The following is a 24242-nucleotide window of genomic DNA, read 5'->3' as shown; positions in this document are numbered from 1 at the left end:
TCTCGCCGCCTTGTCAACCGTTTAATTAAAGAAACTTCAAACTCGTTTTCTTCAATACTTTCAAACAGTTGCCCTTCTCAGAACTCCCCGCCTCAGCGGTGTGTCCCTCGAAGGAGATGCGCATTCTACAGACGCACGAGATTCTGTCAACGGCCATTTTGAAATAAACTCAAAATGGCCAAAAATCGGTTAAGCCGTGATCAAAACCCGGGCAATTTTCTTCTTTCCCGCCTGAATCACGCAACTATCCCCTTCCACAAAGGTTCGATCACCCTCAAACTTCTGGCCATCCACAAAAACAGCACCACGCCCCAGGACATCTTTCGCCGCCGCGCCATTTTTTACCAACTCCGCCATGCGCAACAACGAGGGCATGAGCAATTCTGCCTGACCTTCCAGCGAAACCTCCACCACAGGGATGTTCTCGGGAATTTCTCCGAGTCCAACCCGGTTGCCAGCCGACTTGTGGGCTGTCTGCGCCGCTTCTTCGTTATGGAAGCGGGTAATAATTTCTTCTGCCAGCAGCTTTTTATAATCTTGGGGGTTACCCCCCTCGCCTACCGCTTTCCGGAACTCGCTCACCTCCGCGAGGGAGCGGAAGCTGAGAAGCTCAAAGTAGCGCCACAGCAACTCATCCGGAACCGACAAAAGCTTGGTGTACATCTCACCCGGCGAATCATTAACACCTATATAGTTGCCCAAAGATTTGGACATCTTCTGAACACCATCCAACCCTTCAAGGATTGGCATGGTCAACACCGCTTGCGGAGACTGGCCATAATGCCTCTGCAGAATACGCCCCATCAGGAGATTGAACTTCTGATCTGTACCTCCCAACTCAACATCGGCCTCCAAAGCTACAGAGTCGTATCCTTGTATCAACGGGTACAGAAATTCATGGATAGCGATAGGCTGTTCGGCGCGGTAGCGTTTGGTGAAATCGTCCCGCTCCAACATCCGGGCTACCGTATACTGACCCGCCAGCCGGATCATATCCGCCGCTGTCATCTTGCTCATCCACTCGGAGTTGAAGACCACCCGGGTTTTCTCGCGATCTAGAATCTTGAACACCTGCTCTTTATAGGTAACAGCATTTTGAGCTACCTGTTCATCCGTAAGCGGAGGCCTTGTAGCACTCTTACCCGAAGGGTCGCCAATCTTCCCGGTAAAATCTCCTATAAGGAAGATGACCTCATGCCCCAGATCCTGAAACTGACGCAACTTGTTAATGAGCACCGTATGGCCGAGATGGAGGTCGGGGGCGGTAGGGTCGAAGCCTGCCTTGATACGCAAAGGACGACCTTCCTTTAACTTTGCAACAAGATCGTCTTCCGGTATCAGTTCGTCTACGCCGCGCTTGATAATGGCCAGCGCTTCATCAATAGATGCCATGAATCATTCATCCCCAATCGGTTTCACACAATGAACAGTTACAGACTTCAACAAAAGAAATCTGTGAGTTACCTGGCGCCCTGCTACAGTATAAATGCTCAGTTTTTAAACAAAACCTGCTGTCTGGGCTGGCGCATTATATCAATGGCGCCGCGAAAAATCCGGCGGGCAGCGCAACAACCGTAATGTTCTGCGCTGTTCCACGTGCTTTTTATACGGTAATCTGTTGGTCTACACCTGAACAACAGCTTTAATTAGGCAGTACAAGCTGCCGGAATACCGATTAAAACGGATGCGATACGTGCTTAAAATGTTCCCGAAAGCCCATATAACCATTGCTGCTGCCACAACCGTTGTGGTGACAGCAGCCATTCTGATGAGCCCCAGCGCAGACGTAGAGGCCAAGCGGATGTCCTACGCCCTTGATTTGGAACAGGGCGGCGCATCGGAAATCCAATCGCAAAAATCGCAGCCGACGCCTGCTGCTTCTGCGGAGCCGTCAGTCAATGCTAGCACTGCAGCTGGCCCGACAGAAGTTGCTCAGGAAATCCCTGACCTGGCGAACGTTGAGACAAGCCAGCGTCTGGACTGGCAAACATTCAACATCAAGTCTGGCGACACTCTGTCTTCTCTCTTTAAAAAAGCGGGGTTCAATGACGGCGTCATGCTCTCCGTTATTCACGGCGAAGGCGAGGCCGATAAACTGCAGCGTCTTTACGCTGGTGAGACCATTCGCTTCGCAACCGACAACGAGGGCGAGCTTGCTGCAATCGAGCTCCAGCGCAGCTTGCTGGAATCATTAAAAATCGAAAAGCAGGAAGGATCTTTCAAAGGCGAGACAAACGTGCGGGAGCCTGAAACCAAGCCTGCCTTTGCCTACGGCACAATCGACGGATCGCTCTATCTCGCTGCCCGCGAGGCAGGACTCAACGACCGATTAACAATGGAGCTCGCCGGAATATTCGGCTGGGATATCGATTTTGTCTACGATGTCCGTAAAGGCGATCAGTTTGAAGTGGTTTATGAGGAACTGTACCTCGACGGAGAAAAATTCAACACCGGTCGCATTTTGTCAGCCCGCTTTATTAACCGCGGCGAAGACAATATTGCCCTGCTGTACACAGACAGCAAAGGTGACAGCGACTATTACACGCCTGATGGCAAGAGTATGCGTAAAGCTTTTTTGCGCACGCCAATAAGCGCCCGTGTATCTTCTGCTTTTAATCTTCAGCGTCGCCACCCGGTTCTGGATGTTGTTCGCCCCCACGAGGGCACCGATTATGCCGCACCCCCAGGCACACCGATCAAGGCTGCCGGAAACGGCAGGGTTCAGTTTGCCGGCTGGAAAGGTGGATATGGCCGCACTGTTGTCCTGAAACATGGCGACAACATAACAACTCTGTATGCACATATGAGCCGAGTTGGCAAAGGCATGAAGAGCGGAACCCGAGTAAAACAGGGTGAAACAATCGGCTATGTCGGATCCTCTGGCATGGTAACCGGGCCACACCTGCATTATGAGTTTCGGGTTAATGGCTCACCGCGTAATTCGCGGACAGTGAAACTACCGGACGCCCAACCGATCCCGGCCTCCGAAATGGCGCAGTTCAAAAAGTTCACCGAGCAACAAGTTGCACAGTTTGAAGCCTTCAGAGCCAACTACCAACAACTTGCCCTGGCCCCGGAAGACTGACGCCCGATGGACACCTGGATAGGACTTATGTCTGGCACCAGCATGGATGGCATAGACGCCGTGCTGGTTTCCTTCCGGGAAAACGCTGTCCGTATTCACGACACACACTCCATTCCCTACCCCGAACACCTGCGTCACCGTCTGATGCTTGCAAGCCAGAACCAGGCAACGCCTGATGAGGTGGGCGAACTCGATACGCTGACGGGAGTGATCTTTGCGGATGCTGCAGAAACCCTGATCCGCAACTCCAGTGTTGATAAATCGTCGATCCGGGCGATCGGTAGCCATGGACAGACTCTGCGCCATCAACCATCCGGCCCGAGCCGGTTCTCCCTTCAGATAGGCAATCCAGCCATCATTGCGGAAAAGACCGGAATTGCAACGGTGGGTGATTTCCGAAGCAGGGACATGGCTGCCGGCGGACAGGGAGCCCCGCTGGTTCCGGCGTTCCATCAATTTTTCTTTGGCTCCAAAACCGAAGACAGATGCATCCTGAACCTCGGCGGCATAGCGAATATAACCTGGATTCCGTCAAACCCCGCCAGCCCGGTAACAGGGTTCGACACCGGTCCCGCAAACGCTCTCATGGATGCCTGGTGCCTGGATCAGACGGGTCGAGCGTACGATGAGGACGGCCACTGGGCGCAGGAAGGCATTGTCGACCAGGCAATGCTTTCCGACATGCTTTCCGATGCTTACTTCGACCGCCCGCCGCCCAAGAGCACGGGAAAAGAAAAATTCAATCTCGGATGGGTAAAAACTTTAGTGCAGCGGCATGGAGAGACACGACCAGAAGACGTTCAGCGCACGTTACTGCAACTGTCGGTGATAACAGCAGTCCGGCAAATGCCTCAATCGCCAGCCATGACTGTTTATGCTTGCGGAGGGGGAACCCGTAATCGCCTGCTAATGGGCGAGCTTTCTCAGGCCCTAAGCCCGATCCGTGTGCTCGACACCGCTGAACTGGGCCTTGACCCGCAGTGGGTAGAGCCAACAGCGTTTGCGTGGCTAGCTCGACAAACAATGGAACGCAAGCCTGGCAACTTGGCAGAAGTAACCGGAGCCCGTGGACCCCGGGTACTTGGCGCCATATATCCGGCCTGATCTAATCGGTTTTTTATCAAAAACCGGTTGCTAATAAACCTCAGATCGTAAACGAGCTACCACAACCACAGGTGGAGCTGGCGTTCGGATTCTGCACCACAAATTGGGAGCCCTGAAGGCCTTCCTGATAATCGATGGTAGCGCCCACCAGATATTGGTAACTCATGGGATCCACAAGGAGAATGGCGCCATCCCGCTCCACCGTCGTGTCTTCTTCATCCTGACTTTCATCGAATGAGAATCCATACTGGAATCCGGAACAGCCTCCACCGGTAACGAACACGCGCAGCCTGAGTTCGGGGTTTCCCTCCTCCTCAACCAGTTCGCGTACTTTATTAACCGCACTGTCGCTGAAAAACAGCGGTGCCGCCATTTGCTGCTGAACTACACTCAAGCTCGCCTCCGGATTACCTGCTACAACTTAAAGGATTATGGTATTCCTGAGTAAAACAATCAACTATTCGGACTTTCCACCATCACCCTCGTGTACTTCTTCGACGCCTTCACCTGACAAAGCATCATCAGTCCCGGCGCTTGGCGCCTTGTCCTGCGTCAGCAATCTGGAAGTTTCACGTTGATGAACGAGATTACCATTGACTGACGACCCCATCGCCATCTGGATGAGATTGTAGTAAACACTGCCGTTAATGGCGGCTTTCTCTGCGAGCTCAAGATGCGCAGACGCATATACGTCACCGTGAACGGTGCCGTTGATAATCACGTGCGGGGCCGCAATATCGCCGGTAATCTCACCCACTTCCGAGACTCGCAAGACAGCATCACTGCCATCTTCAGCCAGCACCTTGCCGCGGATATGACCATCGACATGCAAACCACCAGAGAAGTGCACATCGCCCTCTATAGTGGTGCGTGATGAAATCAATGTATCGAAGTTGCCAGTAGGCCGGCGGGGCTTCTGCTTCTGCTTTTTCTTGCCAAGCATTTCTACTTCTCCGTTAAGTCATCCCAGCTGAATGTGCGTTCAGCCTGCGAGGATTTGCGCCCGTCGGCTTGGGCAACCACTTGCACCTCCAGCGGTTCGAAACCATCAGGCAACGCCAGTTTACCTTCAACGTCCTGGAAATACCGAAAACGGAATTTCACGCCAAGGGCCTCAATGTCCTGAGACAGATCGCGCAGTGCGATAATTTCTTTCTCACCACCCCGCACACCGATTATGTTGACGGCCACAACACCGGCAATATAGCTTTTATTGTTGCCAACCTGGGTCAGCACCAGCTTGAAATTAAAAACGCCAGCCTGGCGATCTGTGGTCAGAGAAAAGCGATCAACCTGCAACCCCTTGCTGGCCTCTGAGGGTGCCATAATATTTTTATAAAACGTCAGATCTGACTTCAAGGCGCCGGCACGGGTTTCAAGATCAACAATTGTTTTTCGGGCCTGATTCAGTGCCTGCTCATCAATCAGTTTGCCACGTTCGAGACTCACCAGTTGCTGCCGGGCTTCGCGATAGTTTGCTTCCAGCGTCGCAACTCTGGCCTCCAGTTGCTCGTTGGAGGCTTCCGCACTGGTGAAGCGAAACCCTCCTTGCGCCAAACCGGCTGCATAACCCGCAGCCGCAGCTACAACCGTGCAAAGCACCAAAATAATCACCCGCCTCAGCCGATATCCCGGCCGGTGACGGATAACAACATATTCTTCGGCCGGCTTGCGTTGCTCGCTCACTGGCATTCCTCAGGGCAGCATGGCTGGCGCTTCAAGGCCCAACGTTTCTTTTAGACCGAACATAATGTTCATATTCTGTACAGCCTGCCCGGCAGCGCCTTTAACGAGGTTGTCGATTACCGACGAGATGATAACGATATTGCTCGGCTCCTGACGGTGCAGCGCCATTCGACACATGTTCGCTCCCCGGACGCTGCGAGTTTCCGGATGGCTACCGAACGGCATCACGTCCACAAAGGGCTCATCGCGATAACGCGCTTCAAACAACTCTTGCAGACGATTGAAGTCATCAGGATTCTTCAGTTCCGCATAGAGCGTCGCCTCGATACCACGGATCATCGGAACAAGGTGGGGCACAAACGTAACGCCAGTGTTACCGCCTGCAGCTGCGGATAAACCCTGACGGATTTCCGGCAAGTGCCGATGACCCGAAGCACCGTAAGCCTTGAAGCTTTCGCTCACTTCGCCGTGCAGCATGCCAATTTTCGCCTGCCGACCACCGCCGCTCGCACCGGATTTCGCGTCGGCAATCAGTCGGGAAGGATCGACCAGGCCATGTTCCAGCAGCGGCAGAAAACCGAGCTGCACAGCCGTAGGATAACATCCGGGGTTCGCCACCAACTGGGCTTTGGCAATATCGCTGCGCACGACTTCGGGCAATCCGTAAACAGCTTTCTCAGCCCACTCCGGAGCTTCGTGAGGCATGCCATACCACTCGGACCAGACCTTCAGGTCCTTGAGGCGAAAATCTGCGGAGAGATCAACAACCCGCACACCGGAAGCCATCAACTCCGGAATCATCCGCATTGCAACGCCGTGCGGTGTTGCAAAAAACACCAGGTCACAGGCCGCCAGCACGCCGGGGTCCGGCTCGGAGAAGGCCAGATCAAAGTGGCCGCGAAGGTTCGGGTACATATCGGCCACAAGCATGCCAGCCTCAGACCGTGAAGTAATGCAGCTCACCGTAACCTCGGGGTGCACAGCGAGAATTCTGAGCAGCTCTACACCGGTGTACCCGGTGCCGCCAACGATACCTACTTTAATCACCTTGCTCTCCAGCGACGTCGTATCAGGATTTAGAAGTTTAATGTCGAAGTCTACCATGATAAACCAAGGACTTATTGCAGCTTACAGGGCGACGGTTACAATGTTGTCAGAAACCCTTTGGCGGGCCACCCTCTTGCTCCGGAACATCGGCATCCATGAAAAAATTCTGGCATCAGCTTGGCGAAACACTGATCAGCGCGTTCCCGCGCAGGATGTCCGGCGTTGATTCGTTGCCTCAGCTGGCCGTCCTCGGCCTGTTGTCGGGATTGGTTACAGGTGGCGTGATTCTGGTTTTCCGCTTGGCGATAGAGTGGCCATTGGGGTATTTCTTGCCCGGTGATGGCTCTGAGGCGTTCCCATCTGAGGCGTTCGAGAATCTGGATATCGTTACAAGAGGAATTCTGCCCTTTGCCGGCGCGCTTTGTCTCGGCTTTTTATTGCACCGTTTGGCAACTCACGATCGCAAGGTCGGTGTGGTTCATGTCATGGAACGTCTGAATTATCATCAGGGTTATATCAGCGCCAAAAGTGCTTTTATTCAATTCATTGTCGGCGTCACAACTGTTGTCACGGGACAGTCCGCTGGCCGCGAAGGACCGGCAGTGCATCTGGGTGCCGCGTTCTCCAGCCTGATGGGGCAGTGGATGAGGCTGCCGAATAACAGCATTCGCACTCTCGTTGCCTGCGGCTGCGCCGCTGCGATATCGGCCTCTTTTAACACCCCGATTTCGGGGGTCATTTTCGCCATGGAAGTGGTGATGATGGAATACACCATTGCGGGCTTTACACCCATTATTCTTGCCTCAGTCAGTGCAGCTTTCGTGACACAGTTTGTGTATGGCCCGGAGCCCGCTTTCAGCGTTCCTGCACTGACCATGAATTCGCTGCTGGAGATCCCCTGGATTTTGGTGATTGCCGTTATCATGGGCATCGCGGCGGCGCTTTTTATACACCTGGTCGGTTCCATGGGGCGGTTCAATCACCGACCGATTCTGCTGCGCGTCGTTGTCGCCGGCGCGCTTATGGTACCTGTCGCTGTGCTGGTGCCCCAGACCATGGGCATCGGCTACGACACCGTCAATGAAACCATTAATGGCGAACTTGGCTTCTGGTTGCTGATCAGTGTGGGGATAGCCAAACTTTTGATTACCGCACTGACCGTTGGCCTGGGCATGCCCAGCAGCATTATCGGCCCAACGTTGTTCATGGGCGCAACGCTTGGCGGCGCCATGGGACTGATCGGCGCGGAGATCATACCGGACCATGCATCTTCGGTTGGCTTTTACGCCATGCTCGGAATGGGCGCCATGATGGGCGCAGTGCTACAAGCTCCGCTGGCAGCATTGATGGCGCTAATGGAACTGACTCGCAACCCGCACATCATTCTGCCGGGCATGCTTATCATCACCATTTCCAGCCTCATCACTAGCGAAGCCTTCGGGAAAAAGTCTCTGTTCCTGACTGTATTGAAAAGCCAGGGCCTGAGCTACCAGAGTTCGCCGGTTATTCAAGCCTTGCGCCGGGTCTCTGTGGCCGCGATCATGGATAAGAGTATTCTGCGCATCGACAGGCATCTGACGGTCGAAGAAGCACGAAAAGCGCTGACAGCCGAGCCAAAGTGGCTGGTGGTGGAAGGCAGCAACGGGCCAACCTCCCTGTTGCCGGCTGTCGATCTGGCACGGTACCTGGAAGACTCCGGGAAAGTGGCGACCGATGAAGAGGCTGATACACCGGAATCCATTGATCTGATGGATATTCCCGCCAACCGGCGTGATATTGCGCCGGTACAATATCAGGCGACGCTCGAAGAAGCCCTGCACGAGTTTGAAACGACCAGTGCCGAAGCACTGTATGTACAGCGCCATGTAGCACCAATGATTCAACGGATTTATGGTGTGGTGCTTAAATCTGACATCGAAAGCTATTACCAATATCGACGGAGCTGATCAATGCTGTGGGTTAAAGCCTTCCACATAATTTCTCTGGTGTGCTGGTTCGCCGGTATCTTTTATCTGCCGAGGCTGTTTGTCTATCATGCAGCTTGCGAAGACGAGCCGGGGCGCGAGCGTTTCAAAATCATGGAGCGCAAGCTCTATCGGGGCATCACGACACCTTCTATGGTTGCCACCGTGATATTTGGCGTATGGTTGCTCAGCTATAATGTATCGGGCTATTTCAGCCAGGGCTGGCTGCACGCAAAACTGGTGCTTGTGGCCCTGCTCATTGTCTATCACTTTTATTGCGGGCATTTGGTCAGGGTGTTTCGCGACGACCTCAATACACGCGGCCATGTATTCTATCGTTGGTTCAATGAGCTGCCAGTATTCATCCTGCTGGCAGTTGTTATTCTCGCCGTCGTTAAACCTTTCTAGGGAGCTTTAGCCATCAGACACTACACCCGCCCTCAGGTACTTGTTCTTTCTGGCCTGGACCCTTCCGGCGGTGCCGGAATCCAGGCGGACATTCAAGCCATTACATCGCTTGGGTGCCACCCACTACCGGTGCTAACTTGCCTGACAGTTCAGGATACCCGCAATGTATACGGCGCCGAGGCCGTCAACCCGGATCTGATCCGCCAGCAGCTCAAATGCATTTCTGACGACGCGCCCATACACGCCATCAAAACCGGCGCTCTGGGGAACGCTGCGGTCGTCGAGGTGCTGGTGGAGTTCCTTCAACAGCACCCGGATATTCCGGTTATAACCGACCCCGTAATCAAGGCTGCAGGCGGCGGTGATCTTGCAGATGAACATATACTTGTCAGCATGAAAGAGCGGCTGTTTCCACTGACCGAGATGATCACCCCGAATGGTGAAGAGCTGACACTATTGGGCGGGAGCGACAACCCCGACGAAGCTGCGCGCAAACTGATCGTGAACGGCTGCGCATCGGTACTTGCAACAGGAGGCCATGGTACGGGCATTCGCATCACCAATACCCTCTACAGCAATGCACCCACACCAAAGTCATGGGATATCGAGCGTATTGGTGGTGAGTATCACGGTACCGGTTGCACACTCGCCGCCGCTATCGCCGCCGGTCGTGCCCAAGGGCTCTCAGCCCGCGCTGCCATTTCCCAGGCCCAGAACTACGTGCACCGCACTATTCTGCACGCCCTTGAGGTGGGCGGAGGCCAGCCGGTGCCAGACCGGGGCATATTGTGGGAACGATGAACAATCGCATCCCGATAGGCCTATACGCCATTACCGACAGCCAGCTTACGCCACCGGAAACACTGGCCGCTTCCGTGGAGGCGACGATTCGCGGCGGCACTGTGATGGTACAATATCGCGAGAAAGTCGCACCTCTCGCGGAGCGCGTAACGCAAGCCAGAAACCTTCAGTCAGTCTGTACTGCTGCGGGCGTTCCACTGCTTATTAATGATGACGTCGAGCTTGCCCGGCGCGTAGGCGCTGCGGGCGTTCACCTTGGCCAGACCGATGGTTCTGCCGCAGAGGCGCGCCGCCTGCTTGGGGATGGGGCAATTATCGGCATCACCTGTCATGCAGACCTCCAACTGGCCAAGGTTGCAACAGAGGGTGGCGCGGACTACCTGGCCTTTGGCCGTTTTTTCACATCGTCAACCAAGCCGGGGGCTCCGGCAGCCTCTACCGACATACTGGCCCAAGCAAAACGCCTCAACCGGCCGATCACCGCCATTGGCGGTATTAATACGCAGAACGGTGAGCTGCTCATCCGGGCAGGCGCTGATCTGTTAGCAGTTGTTGGCGGGCTTTTCGGAGGCGACCTCGAAACAATAGAACAGAAAGCAAAAACATTTCAGAGGCTGTTTGCCAGCCACCACCCACTTTTTCAATACCCAGATAACAGGAGCTCCCACAAATGACGCACTCCGAAACCTTGTTCGAACAAGCTCAGAAATACATCCCCGGTGGTGTTAACTCCCCGGTTCGCGCGTTTCGCGGTGTGGGCGGCACGCCGCTTTTTTTCAACCACGCTCAGGGTGCCTACCTGTACGATGAGGACGGCCAGCGTTATATCGATTACATCGGCTCCTGGGGCCCGATGATTCTTGGCCATTCTGATCAGCGCATCAAAGATGCCCTGCACGCCCAGGTTGACCTTGGAATCGGCTATGGCGCGCCCACCGCCATCGAAACTGATATGGCGCGAAAAGTGTGCGAACTGGTGCCCTCGATTGATCTGGTACGCATGGTGAACTCCGGCACCGAAGCCACCATGAGCGCCATTCGCCTGGCCCGAGGCTATACCGGCCGCGACATCATCGTGAAATTTGAAGGCTGCTATCACGGGCATGTGGACTCCCTTCTGGTTAAGGCTGGTTCGGGCGCGCTGACCCTGGGCGTTCCCAACTCACCCGGCATACCCGCCTGCCTGGCAGAGCTCACGCTGACTCTCGATTTCAATGATATTGAGGGTGTACGTGAAACCTTTAGAGAAATGGGCGACCAGATTGCCGCCATTATCGTAGAGCCCGTTGCCGGCAACATGAACTGCATCCCGCCAGTATCAGGCTTTCTGGAAGGCCTTCGCGAAGTGTGCGACGAGCACGGAAGCGTACTGATTTTTGACGAAGTAATGAGTGGCTTCAGGGTATCGCTCGGCGGCGCTCAAGGTCTGTACGGCGTGACCCCTGACCTGACTGCGCTTGGCAAGGTCATCGGCGGCGGCTTACCCGTTGGTGCCTTCGGGGGCAAGCGCAAGATCATGGAACACATTTCCCCACTCGGGCCTGTATATCAGGCAGGTACACTGAGCGGAAACCCGCTGGCCATGTGCGCTGGTCTTGCCACGCTGAATGCTATTTCAGAGCCGGGCTTTCACGATCGCCTCACTGAAAAAACTCTTGCCTTACGGGACGGGTTGAAAGCTGCAGCAGACGCTACCGGGATTCCGCTGGTGGTTCAGGGCGCAGGCGCTATGTTCGGCTTTTTCTTCACAGAGGAATCCAGCATTACGCGTTTTGATCAGGTAATGGCCTGCGACGTGGAGCGCTTCAAGAAATTCTTCCAGGGCATGCTGAAGGAGGGTATCTACCTTGCCCCGTCAGCCTTTGAAGCCGGCTTCACCAGCGCTGCTCTGACGGATGAGGATATTGCAGATACAGTCAAAGCTGCGAAAAAAGTTATGGCAACGCTTTAAAACACAAGACAAGTAATTTTTCGAACTGGTCCCCGACAGAACCCAAGACATCAACATGTCCTGTCGGGCCAGCTTCGCGAACGCCGTCACACTTTAACGGTAACACATCAGGTTTGCCCCTTCTGTCGTTGACTTACCCGCTCCACTGATCAAATTATGGTCACATCTCATATGAGATGCTCTGCCGGTATAAACTTAACAAGAACAACATGGAAGTCAGCAAACAGAGGCCTCGTGCTGGAGCGTTCGCGCGTTCGGCGTAGGCACGCAGTATCTGGAGCAACCCGTTAGGTTGAGCCGCAGTTTGAATAACAAACACAACATCAAACTGTAGGAAAAGACAATGAAACTCTGGATCAAGACATTAGCACTGGTCGTAACCATTGCCTGGTCAGCCCCTTCTGCCGCCTGGTGGTGGAATTCCAAGCCGGCAAACTACGCCGACACACGTTATCCGGTAGTTCTGGTTCACGGCATGTTTGGCTTTGACTCTATCATTGGCGTGGACTATTGGTATGGCATCGCAGAGGATCTGCGCAAGAACGGAGCGGATGTCTATACCACCCAGGTTCCTGCGCTGGACAGCACCATTGCCCGTGGAGAAGCACTGCTACCTCAGATCGAGGCCATCGCGGCTGTTCACGGCAAGGTAAATCTGATTGGTCATAGTCATGGCGGCCCCACAGCCCGATATGTTTCAACCATTCGCCCTGACCTGGTTGCATCTGTAACGTCAGTTGGCTCTCCACATACCGGCTCCCCCGTCGCCGACCTTATCTACAACTCACCGGGCGAGGGCCTGGCCGTGACCTTGGGCAATGCTCTTGGCGGCCTTATCGACGCTCTGTCCGGTGGCGGTTACAACCAGGACGTACGCTCCAGCCTGCAATCGCTTACCTCCCAGGGAAGCGCTGAGTTCAATAACTTTGCGCCGGCTGGCATGCCAGCCTCTGCCTGCGGCGAAGGCGCGTATTCAGCAAACGGCATACGATTCTACTCGTGGGGCGGGACCGGGGTTCTAACTAACGTGCTGGATCTCTCAGACGCCTTGCTCGGCACAACCAGACTAGCGTTCGGTTTCAGCCAGAATGATGGACTCGTAGGCCGTTGCAGCAATCACTTCGGCAAGGTAATTCGAGACAACTACTTCATGAACCACCTGGACGAAGTTAATCAACTTCTGGGCCTGCACAGCCTGTTTGAGACAGACCCCAAGGCGGTATACAAGCAACACGCCAACAGGCTCAAAAACGCCGGGCTGTAATTTCAGTTCCCCTCCTGTCCAGAGAGTTCTCTGGGCAGGAGTATTCCTTCCAGCAGGTATTACAAGGCAGACGCCCGCTCTTCTGCGTGATTGGCGCCAGCCACATTACCCCGGGCCCGGCGTATATCCGCCAGCAATAACCAGCCTGCTCTTTGCAGTCGGGTATCATTCCCCGCCAGCGACAAACCCTTCAAGGTAAACTGTTCGGCGGGCCCCAGCTTGTTACCGGCCACATAGGCTTGCGACAGTTTGAAGTAAACCTCTGCCGACCTGGGCGCGATCCGTTGCGCACGCTCCAGCCGGACGATGGCGCCCTGTGCATCACCACTCTTCAAAAGCTTGTCTGCCTCGCGAACCAGGCTCAAAGCCGCGGGTGACAGCTCATCCCCCGCGTCACGGTAACTCGGCTTATTACTGCGCTGCGTCTGCTCCGGCTCAACGGCTTCAGGCTGTTCACTTTTGCGCCAAACCTGTGGCCTCTCTCTTTCCTCTCCATCCTTAGTGGTTTGCGGCGGTTCCGGCGCGCGGGTGGAGCCACCTGCCGGCACATAAATAGAACCTCCCGGGCCGGAGGCACACCCGGCCAGGCCCAAAAGCGCTGCCAACATACCTGCGTGAAAAACACCTTGCCTACTCATTGGAACAATCCTTCAAACCAGCCTCGAATTTTCCGCTCAAGGGTTCCGGAGCAAGACACTCTCTGTGTCGGCTCGCTACCCGATATAAACGGCAGAAGGCGCGCATTATCGCAATACTCATCGGTTAATGCCTGTTTTTCGGGATTTACCCAATGATAATTGACGCCATCGGGAACCACGGGGGAAAATCCGTGTTGCGGCACCTGCGCCATGAACCTTGCCCACACTGGTAAAGCCCCGGTAGCGCCGGTCAATACCGTAGGGCCGTTATCGTCGCGCCCTACCCAGGCAACGGCCAGCAAATCGCCGCTGAACCCTGCAAACCAGGAGTCGCGGCCATCGTCGGTCGTTCCGGTTTTTCCGGCCAGAGTCAGCTCCTTTGGAACCGAGTAGTAAGCCGAGCGCCCAGTGCCTTCCTGCATGGTTTCCTGCATTGCGTACTGCAACAGGTGCACCGCAGCCGGATCCGCAACCTGATCCACTTCCAGGCTGTAGCGTGAAAGCGCTCCACCGCCAGAATCGGTCACCTCCCGTATAGTGCGTAACGGCGTGTTAAATCCGGACGTCGCCAGTCCCTGATAAATCTGGGCGACGGTTACAGGACTCATCGCAACCGAACCCAATAGCATGGATGGGTATTCGGAAATCGGCGTAACCACACCAAAGGCCCGCAGGGTCTTGCGCACGGCCGGGATACCAACATCCAGACCCACCCGAACCGCAGGCAGGTTGTAAGACTTCGAAAGGGCTAAATGCAGAGGAACTTCACCCCGCTCTTCACCATCATAGTTTTTCGGCTGCCAGCGCTTCCCGTCATCAAATTCCAGGGTGAAGGACTTGTCCAGCACCGGCGTCATCAGAGTATAACGCTCTGGCTGCTCCAGGGCAGTCAGGTAAGTAAACGGCTTGATAAGCGAACCGATCGGGCGATTGGCATCCAGAGCCCGGTTGAATCCCGCAAACTGAGGGTCTTTGCCACCTACAAGCGCCAAAACTTCACCTGTGTCTTTCGCGGTTACCACCAGAGTAGCTTCAAGAGCCTTGGCCGTGTCGCCGCTGGCCAACCTTGGCAAGGTGTCAGTTACGGCATACTCAGCGGCATACTGAATAGCCGGGTTAAGGGTGGTGAATATCCGAAGCCCTTCACTTCGTAGGTCCTCTTCCTTGTAATCCCGTGCCAGGTGCCGCCGGACAAGATCGATATAGGCAGGATAACGGTTCTCCGAATAGGACGGTTTTGCGCTGACACCAAGCGATAAACCTCGAGCACGGGCCGCTTTCGCTGGATCGATAAGGCCGGCATCTTCCATCTCGCTGATAACCAGGTTCCGGCGCTGGGTAGCTCGCTCCGGATGCCGGCGAGGATTGTAGTAGCTTGGCCCCTTGACCATCCCCACGAGCAGGGCAATCTGATGCACATCCAGGTCTTTCAGTGAGTCACCAAAGTAGAACTGGCTCGCCAGCCCGAATCCGTTGATGCTTCGGGTGCCAGCCTGCCCCAGATAGACTTCGTTCAGATAGGTTTCCAGTATGTCGTCTTTCTCGTAATGCAGCTCCAGCAGGATCGACATCAGGGCCTCATTGCCCTTGCGCAGCAAGGTCTGATCCCGGGTAAGAAAGAAGTTTTTTACCAACTGCTGTGTCAGGGTGCTGCCGCCCTGAACAATCTGCCCGGCTCGCATGTTGGCCAGCATTGCGCGGCCGATGGAGGCCGGGGCAATACCGAAGTGATCGTAGAATTTCCGGTCTTCTACCGCCATAAGCGCAGTGGGCAACAATGCTGGCACATCCTCAAGCTGCACCAGAATCCGGTCTTCTTTGTGGGCCGGATAGATGCCACCAATGCGAGCCGGCTCCAGCCGCACAATCGCCGCGTTGTCACCGGTGGAGACGGAAAAGTCCTGAATACGGTCTCCGTATATGTTCAGCGCGAGTTTTCGTCGGGGTTCATCGCCGTCAGGAAAGCGGAAGCCCCGGGTGCTGATTACAAAGTGTCCGCCGTTACGACGATAGCTGCCGGGTTTCACGCCGTCGCCTTTGCGGTAGCCTGAAAGCATCAGCTCCCGCTCCAGCGCTCCGGAACTCACGCCCGCGCCGTCATAAAGCTCCATAGGTCTTGCGTATACTCGCGAGGGCACTTCAAAACGCCGCCCCTCAAACCGGTCGGTTACAACCGCATCGAGATAGACCATCCAGCCTGCCAGCAACACAAGGCCGATAGCAGACACACGGATAAACATCTTCCAGAACCAGGCGCTGCGCCCGTTCCGGCTGTTTTTACGTTTGGTTTTTCTGTTTTGCTTCGAAGAGGATCGGTTTTTTTTCATGGGAGGATTATAACGAAGCCTACACGATATAAGGCAGGCCAACTATGTGTTATTTCTGTAATCTGGTCGCTATGATAGGGCAATAAAAATCAATGAGTTCAGGGAAGCGAGGAGCATACCGTGAGTGAAACATCCCCAGACAATCTGTTACTGGCACTGCAGAACCCGGCGCTGTACAAGCATCCGGTTGACGGGTTCCAGATCATCGAAACTCACATCTCGCTGGTAATCCTGACCGGCCAGTACGCCTACAAGATCAAAAAACCGATGGATTTCGGTTTTCTTGATTTCTCCACGCTGGCGCGCCGCAAGCACTTTTGCGAAGAGGAGCTGCGTCTCAACCGTCGCCTGGCAGAACCGCTTTATCTGGAGGTGCTTCCAATTACCGGAAGCCCGGAGCAGCCGGTCATTGGCGGCGAGGGTGAACCGTTCGAATACGTACTGAAAATGCGCCAGTTCCGCCAGAACCAGCTGTTTGACCAGCAACAGGAAACTGGAAGACTCAAGCCAGAATTGCTCTCAAGCCTTGCTCGCCAGGTAGCCGATTTCCACGACGGCCTGAAACCGATACCAGAAGACAAGCCTCTGGGCACTCCGGAAGCGGTCTACGAGGCCATGCAGGAAAACTTTGATCAGATCCGGCCACTGATCAGCGATGCTCCCCTGCTCAGCCAGCTCGAAAACCTCGAAGCCTGGACTCAGACCACCTTTGAGCGCCACCGGAATCTTATTGCAAAGCGTCGTAGCGATGGTTTCGTACGTGAGTGCCATGGCGACCTGCACCTGGCTAACATTACCGTTTACGACGGTAAGGTGACGGTTTTCGATTGCATCGAATTCAGCGAACCCTTCCGCTGGATTGATGTCATCAATGATCTGGCTTTTTTGCTGATGGACCTGGAGTCCCGGCGCGAGCCCGCTCTGGCAAACCTGGTCCTGAATACGTATCTGGAGTATCGCGGCGATTTTGAAGCCCTGCCCCTGCTGCCACTCTACAAAGCCTACCGAGCGCTTGTGCGTGCCAAGATTGCGCTCTTCACCATGGCCAACCCGGCACTGGGCGAGCAGGAAAAAGAGGGACTGATGCAGCGCTATCGCGACTACGCCCAGCTCGCGGAAGATTACAGCAGTATCCCGAACCACTACCTGCTGGCCACCGTGGGCCTGTCTGCCAGCGGTAAATCCTGTGTCAGCGCAGCCATGTCGGGTGAACTGGGCCTCATCCGCTTACGCTCAGACGTTGAACGCAAGCGGCTGCATGGGCTGGCGCCGCTGGAAGACAGCCGGTCCCCCACAGGGGAGAACCTGTATTCAGCCGAAGCCAACGAAAAAACCTATGCACGCCTGGCGACGCTTGCCAGCGACCTACTCGCTGCTGGCTTGCCGGTGATCGTCGATGCGGCCTGCCTGAAAGAACGTGAGCGAGCCCTGTTTGCCGCTGCTGCGGAGAGCCAGGGGGTTCCCTTTGCGCTGATCCACTGCGAGGCGCCGGAGGAGCTGCGCAAAGAATGGGTGCGCAAACGCAAGGGCGACGCCTCGGAGGCAACAGAAGAACTTCTGGATGCCCAGAAAGACTGGTTTGAGCCCCTTACAGTTGAAGAGAAAACCTACACGGCTCACCTGCGCAGCGATCAGGAGCATGTAGCCGAAGCGGTTGCAGACAGGATTCGGCAGCACTTTGGCCTGGCTCCCAATTGATTGGCGAGCACCACCAAGGTCTTAACACGCCTGAGCAGCCTTTACGCCGCTGAAGAACCCGAATAAAACGCTACAAGGAACGATCATGGAGACTGACGCCGTGCGCCATATCAAAGATCCGCTCTACGAAACGCTTCGCCAGGAAGACATTCCAGCCTTCAATGCCGAAAAATCAGCGCGAAGCGAGCTTCCAAGTTTTGCCCATGGAGATTTCAGAGGGCTCGACTTGCGCGGGCTGGATGCTCAAGGACTTGATCTTAGCCACGCCTATTTTCGGGGCGCAGATCTCAGGGGCATAGATTTCAGCCATTCGAGCATGGAGGGAGCAAGCATTGCGGGTGCCAAGATTTCCGGATGCTTCTTCCCACACAAGCTTGAGGCCGAGGAGATAGTGATGTCTCTGAACCACGGCACGCGAATGCGATACCGTGTGCCGCAATGATTGGTAGGCACGCGAACCTTTGGCAGCCGATATGCTCTAAACAAACATTGGAAAGCGGCCAGTTTGTCGAGTTTTCGCTGGCCGCTACCGAACTGAATGTCGACACCCTGCCTCTCACCGGTTTCGCGTTTCTGGATGGCACCACGCCCAAGGCCTACCTGAACAAGTGCCCTCACATGGGGGTTGAGCTGAACTGGATGCCTGGTCGCTTCATGGATACCGACAACCTGTTCCTTCAGTGCTCAACCCATGGTGCCCTGTTCAAACCCCGGGACGGTGAGTGTATTGCCGGGCCATGCCAGGGTGATGCGCTCACAGCGCTGGATATACGGGAAGCCGGCGATAGTCTGGAAGTCAGACTTCCAGAATAACCGGCACCGGTTCAGCCAGGGTCATCTCACCAGATGGGCTGCCATCCTCGTTGGCCAGGGATGCGCGATAGGCGATCACTTCCACACCCGCATCACACGCTTGCCGCAACAACTGGCCGTAATGCGCGTCAATGTGATCTGCGGGCCGCACAGTTTCAATGCCTGTATGGTTCACCACGAAAAACAGCACAGCGCGATCACCCAACGCAACCTGAGCCATCAGCTCGCGCAAATGCTTCTGCCCTCGGGTCGTTACCGCGTCGGGAAAGAAGCCTTGGCCGTTTTCCTCAAGGGTTACGTTCTTTACCTCTACCCAAGCATCAGGTTCTGTCTCATGCCCTGAAAGCAACAGGTCGATCCGGCTTTTTTCCTCGCCATACTTTACCTCTGAGCGGCAATGGCTGTACCCGGGCAGTTCGCTAACACGGCCAGCCTCAATTGCCTCTCGTGCCTGAGCATTGGGTCTTGCGGTATTCACACAGGCGAGCACTCCGGGAATCGTTTCAACAAGTTCCCAGGTGTAGGCCAGTTTGCGCGCCGGATTATCACTACGGCTCAGCCATACCCTGCCATCCGTTGGCTGGCAGCCCAACATGGAGCCGGTATTCGGGCAATGCGCCGTTACTTGCGTGCCGTCAGATAACTGAACATCGGCTAAAAAGCGCTTGTAACGCTGAATCAGACGCCCTTCAATCAAGGGTTCGGGAAACTTCATAGGCTCTCCAAATGCGAAGTGGGCATCACAGGACTGGCACCCCCGTGACTAATCTGCTATTTTCCGCCAAATCCCGTTTCAGGACGACCGCTTCATCCAGGTTATGGCCGCGCCGCCACGGGGGCTGGCGCGTAGGTAGGGAAGCAAAGCGTCCCTGTGAAGTACAAAAAAGAGGCCGGGTTCAATGGCAAACACATCAAACGAAAGTTTCACTAACTTCACTCCTTACGAAATGAAGAAGGGTGAAGACTACATGAGTGCTGGCATGCTGGAGCACTTCAAAGAGCTGTTATTGCAATGGAAGCAACAGCTTATGGAAGAAGTGGATCGCACCATGCACCATATGCAGGAGGATGCTGCAAATTACGCGGATCCCAGTGATCGCGCAACCCAGGAAGAAGAGTTCAGCCTGGAGCTGCGTACCCGTGATCGCGAGCGCAAACTGATCAAGAAAATTGACCAGACCATCGACCGCATCGACAAAGATGATTACGGCTTTTGCGACCAGTGCGGAGTTGAAATCGGTATCCGTCGCCTTGAAGCACGCCCAACCGCGACATTGTGTATTGATTGCAAAACACTTGCCGAAATCCGCGAACGCCAGACTGGCATCTGAAGCAACTCGACCGATATGGCCGGCGCAGATCGTAACGCTCCCGCCGGCCAATCTGTCGTATCTGTGACGAACTCGCGCAGCTACCGGGGCCGCTTTGCGCCCTCCCCCACTGGGCCGCTTCATTTCGGCTCGCTTGTCACCGCTCTGGCCAGCTACCTCGAAGCGAAGTCCTGCGGAGGACGGTGGCTGATCCGCATAGAAGACCTCGACCCACTTCGGGAACCACCAGAAGCCACCGTCGAAATCCTCAACAGCCTTGACGCCCACGGCCTGTTTTCCGACGAGCCAGTACTCTTCCAGTCTCGACGGCACGAGGCCTACCACTCAGCCATCGAACACTTGCTGAGTGAGGGCGCTGCCTATCGTTGCAGCTGCTCACGCAAACAACTGCAGGCCAATAATGGCCGACATCCCCGGCATTGCAGGAACAGCAATACGGCAATCAGCAATCAACCATCCGCCATCCGGTTTGCTCTGAACGACGAGCAATGCCAGTGGCAGGACCAGTTAATGGGGCCGCAAAATCATCGTGTCCGTGCAGAAATCGATGACCCGGTTCTTCTTCGCAAAGAAGGCTTCTTCGCCTACCAGCTTGCCGTCGTAATTGATGATATAGAACAGGGCATTACCGATGTGGTGCGCGGCTCGGACCTGCTCGACATGACCGCCCAGCAGTTACAGATTTACCACGCCCTGAAAGCAACGCCACCACACTGGCTTCACATTCCCGTTATCGTGAATGATCAGGGGCAAAAACTGAGTAAACAGAGCCATGCGCCAGCTCTGAACAACGGCAGCCCGGTAAACAATCTGTTTGAGGCTCTCAGTGCCTTGGGTCAGCAACCACCTCAATCCCTGTTGACAGGGTCGGTCGACGCCATCCTCGAGTGGGCCCGCACACACTGGCGCCGCGGCGCCATTCACCTGACAGACCGATGATCTACATGGTATAAAGCCTTTCACAAACCTCAGCGCGGATAGCATGCCTGATGTATATATACCGTCTGGTTTTTCTGCTGGTTCTGGCCATCTACATATTTTCACCCAACATACTTGACTGGTGGACCTCGCCCGGGAACGCCTGGTACAGCCCCTTCGTGATTTGGGCGAGCCTCATAGCTATTGGATTCTGGCTGGAATGGCGGCGGGACCCCAATGAGTTTTAGTGCCTCAGGGCTTTTACTTGCAAGCCTGTTCTACCTTGCTGCCCTGTTCGGCATTGCCTGGGTAACCGAGCGTGGTTTGGTGCCCCGCCACTGGGTGCGCCACCCGTTGGTTTACACTCTCAGTCTTGGCGTGTACGCGGGAATCTGGGCGGTTTACGCAGCAATCGGTATGGCTGCCGAATTCGGATACGGCTTCCTCGCCTATTATATCGGCATCAGCGGCGCCTTCTTGCTGGCTCCAGTTCTGCTCAATCCCATCATGAGGATCGGCCGGGCCTATCAACTAACCTCGCTCGCCGATTTGTTTGCCTATCGATATCGCAGTCAATGGGCGGGGACGCTGGTTACGCTGTGCTCTGGCGTTGCCATCCTTTCGCTACTGAGCATGCAGATACAGGCGGTATCGACGTCTGCCAGCATCCTCGCTCCGGACACCTCACCACATCTGATCAGCGTTATGTTCAGCCTGATCGTGGTGTTGTTCGCCATGCTGTTTGGCGCCCGCCGCAACCAGGAAGCAGAAAACCATCCGGGGCTGGTACTCGCCATCGCCTTTGACTCGCTGGTTAAACTTTTTGCCCTTCTGGTCATTGGCGGCGTTGTTCTCTTCGGCGTATTCGATGGCATGGGCGGCCTGGAGGTCTGGCTGGAAAGCAACACCACCCCAGCCACTACCATGTCCCTTAGCGTTGATGACGGCAGCTGGCGCGCACTTATGTTGATGTCGTTCGCCGGCGCAGTGGTACTGCCGCATATGTACCACATGACGTTCAGCGAAAACCCGTCACCCAAAGCTCTCGCCAAGGCCAGCTGGGGGCTACCTCTTTACCTGTTATTACTGGGCATTCCCGTTCCACTGATTCTTTGGGGCGGCCAGGCCCTGGAGGTTGCGACCGGCCCGAACTTTTACACGCTGGGAATAGCCCAGGCACTGGAAAGCCCCGCACTTACGTTGCTTATGTACATTGCCGGGCTTTCTGCGGCCAGCGGTCTGATGATTGTCAGCACACTGGCGCTCGCCGGAATGGTGTTGAACCACGTGGTGTTGCCACTGAAAACTCCAAAAGACCAGGGCGATATCTATCGCTGGCTGCAATGGACCAAGCGCCTGCTGATTGCCGCAATTATCTTTCTGGCACTGCTATTCCATGAAACACTTGGAAAGAACCTGGACTTGTCCATTCTCGGGGTAATTTCGCTTTCCGGAACCCTGCAACTGCTGCCCGGCGCTTTAGGGGTTATTTACTGGCCGGAAGGGAACCGCCGCGGGTTGATTGCAGGGCTTGTTGCCGGGCTGGTGATCTGGGTGATTACGCTGGTATTGCCGTTCTCCCATACCGCCAACCTGCTTGAGTGGCTGGGCGCCCCCCTGATTCCGGATTACAGCAACTGGCACATTTTCACGTTTGTCAGCCTGACCGCGAACGTCACGGTGTTTGCATTGATCTCGGTTCTCAGCACAAGCACCAACGAAGAGACAAGCGCAGCACAGGCTTGCTCTCTGGGCGCGCTCTCCCGCCCGCAGCGCCGCGAACTGCTTGCAAGCTCCTCCGCTGACTTTGTGCGGCAAATGGCAGAACCCCTGGGCCTGGACGTGGCGAAGCGGGAAGTTGAGCGGGCCCTCGGGCAATTGAAGCTCCCCAATGTTGAGTACCGGCCCTACCAACTAAGACGGCTCCGCGACCAGGTTGAAATCAACCTCTCAGGGTTGCTGGGGCCGTCAGTGGCCAGGGATATGGTCAAACGCCACCTCGGCTTCAAACCCATGACCCGGGGCGGTACGGCTCAGGATATCCGCTACGTAGAACGCGCTTTAGGGGATTATCAGAACCGTTTGACCGGTCTCGCAGGCGAATTGGACAACCTGCGCCGACACTACCGTCAGACCCTGCAGAACCTGCCAATTCCAGCCTGCTCAGTGGGTGAAGATGGTGAAATTCTCATGTGGAACCATGCCATTGAAGCACTTACAGGGATCACCGCCGACGATGTTGTGGGCGCCCGGCTGATGGCGCTGCCAGACCACTGGCACCACCTGCTGGATGACTTCAACAGCGGCGAAGATCTGCATCGCTACAAACACCGGCTTGATCTCAAAGGAAGGCCCCACTGGCTGAATCTGCACAAGGCCGCCCTCAGTGGGCCTGACCACCCGGATGGTGGCAGCATCATTTTGGTGGAAGACCAGACTGAAATCCGGTTGCTTGAAGATGAGTTGATGCACAGCGAGCGCCTGGCCTCTGTTGGGCGCCTGGCCGCCGGCGTCGCGCACGAAATCGGCAACCCGGTGACCGGCATTTCGTCTCTGGCACAGAACCTCAAGTTGGAAACCGACAATCCGGAAATTCTCGATACCGCTAGCCAGATACAACAGCAAACCCGGCGCATATCCACTATTTTGCAATCATTGATGAATTTTGCACGTACCGGCAACCATGCTCAGGCGAACCGATACGAGCCCGTGAGCGTCCGCCGTTGCGTCGACGAATCCATCAATCTGCTGTCCCTGAGCGACAAGGGGCTTGGCATTCATTACATCAACAACTGCCCCGAAACCCTCCAGATACTGGGTGACGAGCAACGGCTTGTGCAGGTTTTTGTTAATCTGCTGGCTAACGCCAGGGACGCGTCGCCAGAGGGCGGGGCAATCCGGGTCACTGGCAAGGATGATGGCTACTCAGCTATGATCGAGGTCGTTGACGAGGGCTCAGGAATACCATCAGACCAGCTTGACCACGTGTTTGAGCCCTTCTACACCACCAAAGCAACCAACAAGGGAACCGGGCTGGGCCTGTCGCTGGTATACAGCATCATTGAAGAACACTACGGCAACATTCAGGTTGAAAGTCCTGCCCATCCGGCAACCGGGCTTGGCACCTGCGTTACATTGAAACTGCCCGCTTATGAGCCGGAGACAGATAATTCCACCACCCTCCCGAATGAAAGGTTCTGAAACAAC

General features: G+C 55.4%; 22 protein-coding genes. 14 read left to right on the top strand and 8 right to left on the bottom strand.

What is annotated here, in order from left to right; translation table 11 throughout:
• Positions 1 to 189 precede the first annotated feature (189 nt).
• Positions 190 to 1392 carry a tyrosine--tRNA ligase gene (gene tyrS / locus FFI90_RS15090; protein ID WP_144778966.1) on the bottom strand — a complete coding sequence of 401 codons (1203 nt, stop codon included), beginning with the start codon at positions 1390 to 1392 and terminating at the stop codon, positions 190 to 192.
• 301 nt (positions 1393 to 1693) lie between these two features.
• On the opposite strand from tyrS, the gene FFI90_RS15085 reads away from it, so the two are divergent.
• Together FFI90_RS15085 and FFI90_RS15080 are read left to right on the top strand one after the other, a co-directional pair.
• Positions 1694 to 3085 carry a peptidoglycan DD-metalloendopeptidase family protein gene (locus FFI90_RS15085; protein WP_144778964.1) on the top strand — a complete coding sequence of 464 codons (1392 nt, stop codon included), beginning with the start codon at positions 1694 to 1696 and terminating at the stop codon, positions 3083 to 3085.
• 6 nt (positions 3086 to 3091) lie between these two features.
• Complete coding sequence (locus FFI90_RS15080) at positions 3092 to 4189, top strand: anhydro-N-acetylmuramic acid kinase (RefSeq protein WP_144778962.1); 1098 nt, start codon at positions 3092 to 3094, stop codon at positions 4187 to 4189.
• A gap of 40 nt (positions 4190 to 4229) precedes the next feature.
• Here the strand turns inward: FFI90_RS15080 and erpA are convergent, their stop codons facing one another.
• From erpA to argC, 4 genes are all read right to left on the bottom strand, one after another.
• Positions 4230 to 4562, bottom strand: coding sequence for an iron-sulfur cluster insertion protein ErpA (gene erpA, locus FFI90_RS15075; RefSeq protein WP_222120526.1), 333 nt, complete (start codon positions 4560 to 4562; stop codon positions 4230 to 4232).
• An 84-nt stretch (positions 4563 to 4646) separates the two neighbouring features.
• Positions 4647 to 5132, bottom strand: a complete 486-nt coding sequence (locus FFI90_RS15070) for a bactofilin family protein (RefSeq protein WP_144778958.1) — start codon at positions 5130 to 5132, stop codon at positions 4647 to 4649.
• A 2-nt stretch (positions 5133 to 5134) separates the two neighbouring features.
• Positions 5135 to 5875 carry a DUF6776 family protein gene (locus FFI90_RS15065; protein WP_144778955.1) on the bottom strand — a complete coding sequence of 247 codons (741 nt, stop codon included), beginning with the start codon at positions 5873 to 5875 and terminating at the stop codon, positions 5135 to 5137.
• A gap of 9 nt (positions 5876 to 5884) precedes the next feature.
• Entirely contained in the window at positions 5885 to 6922 is a 1038-nt protein-coding gene (gene argC / locus FFI90_RS15060) for an N-acetyl-gamma-glutamyl-phosphate reductase (RefSeq protein WP_144778953.1), read from the bottom strand.
• A 155-nt stretch (positions 6923 to 7077) separates the two neighbouring features.
• Here argC and FFI90_RS15055 point away from each other — a divergent pair, with 155 nt between their 5' ends.
• From FFI90_RS15055 to FFI90_RS15030, 6 genes are all read left to right on the top strand, one after another.
• Entirely contained in the window at positions 7078 to 8868 is a 1791-nt protein-coding gene (locus tag FFI90_RS15055) for a chloride channel protein (protein ID WP_144778951.1), read from the top strand.
• Between the two features lie 3 nt (positions 8869 to 8871).
• The gene (gene hemJ / locus FFI90_RS15050) at positions 8872 to 9294 is read left to right on the top strand and encodes a protoporphyrinogen oxidase HemJ (RefSeq protein ID WP_144778949.1); all 423 of its coding nucleotides are present in this window, start codon (positions 8872 to 8874) and stop codon (positions 9292 to 9294) included.
• A gap of 12 nt (positions 9295 to 9306) precedes the next feature.
• Positions 9307 to 10095 carry a bifunctional hydroxymethylpyrimidine kinase/phosphomethylpyrimidine kinase gene (gene thiD / locus FFI90_RS15045; protein ID WP_425463108.1) on the top strand — a complete coding sequence of 263 codons (789 nt, stop codon included), beginning with the start codon at positions 9307 to 9309 and terminating at the stop codon, positions 10093 to 10095.
• Positions 10083 to 10769, top strand: a complete 687-nt coding sequence (gene thiE / locus FFI90_RS15040) for a thiamine phosphate synthase (RefSeq protein WP_186317997.1) — start codon at positions 10083 to 10085, stop codon at positions 10767 to 10769. The genes thiD and thiE overlap by 13 nt, the downstream gene beginning before the upstream one ends.
• Positions 10766 to 12046, top strand: a complete 1281-nt coding sequence (hemL, locus tag FFI90_RS15035; protein ID WP_144778943.1) for a glutamate-1-semialdehyde 2,1-aminomutase — start codon at positions 10766 to 10768, stop codon at positions 12044 to 12046. The genes thiE and hemL overlap by 4 nt, the downstream gene beginning before the upstream one ends.
• Positions 12047 to 12389: 343 nt before the next feature.
• Positions 12390 to 13310 (top strand): lipase family alpha/beta hydrolase, encoded by a 921-nt coding sequence (locus FFI90_RS15030; RefSeq protein ID WP_144778941.1) that lies wholly within the window; start codon positions 12390 to 12392, stop codon positions 13308 to 13310.
• A gap of 59 nt (positions 13311 to 13369) precedes the next feature.
• Here FFI90_RS15030 and FFI90_RS15025 read toward each other — a convergent pair whose 3' ends face one another.
• Both FFI90_RS15025 and mrcB read right to left on the bottom strand, forming a co-directional pair.
• Positions 13370 to 13948, bottom strand: a complete 579-nt coding sequence (locus FFI90_RS15025) for a tetratricopeptide repeat protein (protein ID WP_144778939.1) — start codon at positions 13946 to 13948, stop codon at positions 13370 to 13372.
• Positions 13945 to 16188, bottom strand: coding sequence for a penicillin-binding protein 1B (gene mrcB / locus FFI90_RS15020; protein ID WP_246123594.1), 2244 nt, complete (start codon positions 16186 to 16188; stop codon positions 13945 to 13947). Before mrcB ends, FFI90_RS15025 begins: the two co-directional genes overlap by 4 nt.
• 207 nt (positions 16189 to 16395) lie before the next feature.
• On the opposite strand from mrcB, the gene FFI90_RS15015 reads away from it, so the two are divergent.
• The 3 genes from FFI90_RS15015 to FFI90_RS15005 all read left to right on the top strand — a co-directional run bounded on the left by FFI90_RS15015 (position 16396) and on the right by FFI90_RS15005 (position 18786).
• Positions 16396 to 17973, top strand: a complete 1578-nt coding sequence (locus tag FFI90_RS15015) for a bifunctional aminoglycoside phosphotransferase/ATP-binding protein (protein ID WP_144778935.1) — start codon at positions 16396 to 16398, stop codon at positions 17971 to 17973.
• Positions 17974 to 18058: 85 nt separating this feature from the next.
• Positions 18059 to 18415 carry a pentapeptide repeat-containing protein gene (locus tag FFI90_RS15010; protein WP_144778933.1) on the top strand — a complete coding sequence of 119 codons (357 nt, stop codon included), beginning with the start codon at positions 18059 to 18061 and terminating at the stop codon, positions 18413 to 18415.
• Entirely contained in the window at positions 18412 to 18786 is a 375-nt protein-coding gene (locus tag FFI90_RS15005; protein WP_144778931.1) for a Rieske (2Fe-2S) protein, read from the top strand. Before FFI90_RS15010 ends, FFI90_RS15005 begins: the two co-directional genes overlap by 4 nt.
• On the opposite strand, the gene sfsA is transcribed toward FFI90_RS15005, so the two are convergent.
• A complete protein-coding gene (gene sfsA, locus FFI90_RS15000; RefSeq protein ID WP_144778929.1) occupies positions 18770 to 19501 on the bottom strand; it encodes a DNA/RNA nuclease SfsA in 732 nt (243 codons plus the stop codon). The two genes, FFI90_RS15005 and sfsA, sit on opposite strands and share 17 nt — an antisense overlap.
• Positions 19502 to 19685: 184 nt before the next feature.
• On the opposite strand from sfsA, the gene dksA reads away from it, so the two are divergent.
• From dksA to FFI90_RS14985, 3 genes are all read left to right on the top strand, one after another.
• Positions 19686 to 20117 (top strand): RNA polymerase-binding protein DksA, encoded by a 432-nt coding sequence (dksA, locus tag FFI90_RS14995; RefSeq protein ID WP_144778927.1) that lies wholly within the window; start codon positions 19686 to 19688, stop codon positions 20115 to 20117.
• 15 nt (positions 20118 to 20132) lie between these two features.
• Positions 20133 to 21056 (top strand): tRNA glutamyl-Q(34) synthetase GluQRS, encoded by a 924-nt coding sequence (gluQRS, locus tag FFI90_RS14990; protein ID WP_144778926.1) that lies wholly within the window; start codon positions 20133 to 20135, stop codon positions 21054 to 21056.
• A 216-nt stretch (positions 21057 to 21272) separates the two neighbouring features.
• Positions 21273 to 24236, top strand: a complete 2964-nt coding sequence (locus FFI90_RS14985; protein WP_144778924.1) for a sensor histidine kinase — start codon at positions 21273 to 21275, stop codon at positions 24234 to 24236.
• The last annotated feature ends 6 nt before the right edge of the window (positions 24237 to 24242 follow it).

Origin of the sequence: Marinobacter maritimus, assembly GCF_007671675.1 — a bacterium.
GTDB lineage: Bacteria > Pseudomonadota > Gammaproteobacteria > Pseudomonadales > Oleiphilaceae > Marinobacter > Marinobacter maritimus.
This window is presented reverse-complemented; position numbering and strand designations above follow the sequence as displayed.

What these genes read in the sequence shown, in the direction of transcription:
- tyrS (WP_144778966.1), bottom strand. Translation starts at nt 1,392, where the DNA reads ATGGCATCTATTGATGAAGCGCTGGCCATTATCAAGCGCGGCGTAGAC.
- FFI90_RS15080 (WP_144778962.1), top strand. Translation starts at nt 3,092, where the DNA reads ATGGACACCTGGATAGGACTTATGTCTGGCACCAGCATGGATGGCATA.
- erpA (WP_222120526.1), bottom strand. Translation starts at nt 4,562, where the DNA reads ATGGCGGCACCGCTGTTTTTCAGCGACAGTGCGGTTAATAAAGTACGC.
- FFI90_RS15070 (WP_144778958.1), bottom strand. Translation starts at nt 5,132, where the DNA reads ATGCTTGGCAAGAAAAAGCAGAAGCAGAAGCCCCGCCGGCCTACTGGC.
- FFI90_RS15055 (WP_144778951.1), top strand. Translation starts at nt 7,078, where the DNA reads ATGAAAAAATTCTGGCATCAGCTTGGCGAAACACTGATCAGCGCGTTC.
- hemJ (WP_144778949.1), top strand. Translation starts at nt 8,872, where the DNA reads ATGCTGTGGGTTAAAGCCTTCCACATAATTTCTCTGGTGTGCTGGTTC.
- hemL (WP_144778943.1), top strand. Translation starts at nt 10,766, where the DNA reads ATGACGCACTCCGAAACCTTGTTCGAACAAGCTCAGAAATACATCCCC.
- FFI90_RS15030 (WP_144778941.1), top strand. Translation starts at nt 12,390, where the DNA reads ATGAAACTCTGGATCAAGACATTAGCACTGGTCGTAACCATTGCCTGG.
- FFI90_RS15025 (WP_144778939.1), bottom strand. Translation starts at nt 13,948, where the DNA reads ATGAGTAGGCAAGGTGTTTTTCACGCAGGTATGTTGGCAGCGCTTTTG.
- mrcB (WP_246123594.1), bottom strand. Translation starts at nt 16,188, where the DNA reads ATGTTTATCCGTGTGTCTGCTATCGGCCTTGTGTTGCTGGCAGGCTGG.
- FFI90_RS15010 (WP_144778933.1), top strand. Translation starts at nt 18,059, where the DNA reads ATGGAGACTGACGCCGTGCGCCATATCAAAGATCCGCTCTACGAAACG.
- FFI90_RS15005 (WP_144778931.1), top strand. Translation starts at nt 18,412, where the DNA reads ATGATTGGTAGGCACGCGAACCTTTGGCAGCCGATATGCTCTAAACAA.
- sfsA (WP_144778929.1), bottom strand. Translation starts at nt 19,501, where the DNA reads ATGAAGTTTCCCGAACCCTTGATTGAAGGGCGTCTGATTCAGCGTTAC.
- dksA (WP_144778927.1), top strand. Translation starts at nt 19,686, where the DNA reads ATGGCAAACACATCAAACGAAAGTTTCACTAACTTCACTCCTTACGAA.
- gluQRS (WP_144778926.1), top strand. Translation starts at nt 20,133, where the DNA reads ATGGCCGGCGCAGATCGTAACGCTCCCGCCGGCCAATCTGTCGTATCT.
- FFI90_RS14985 (WP_144778924.1), top strand. Translation starts at nt 21,273, where the DNA reads ATGAGTTTTAGTGCCTCAGGGCTTTTACTTGCAAGCCTGTTCTACCTT.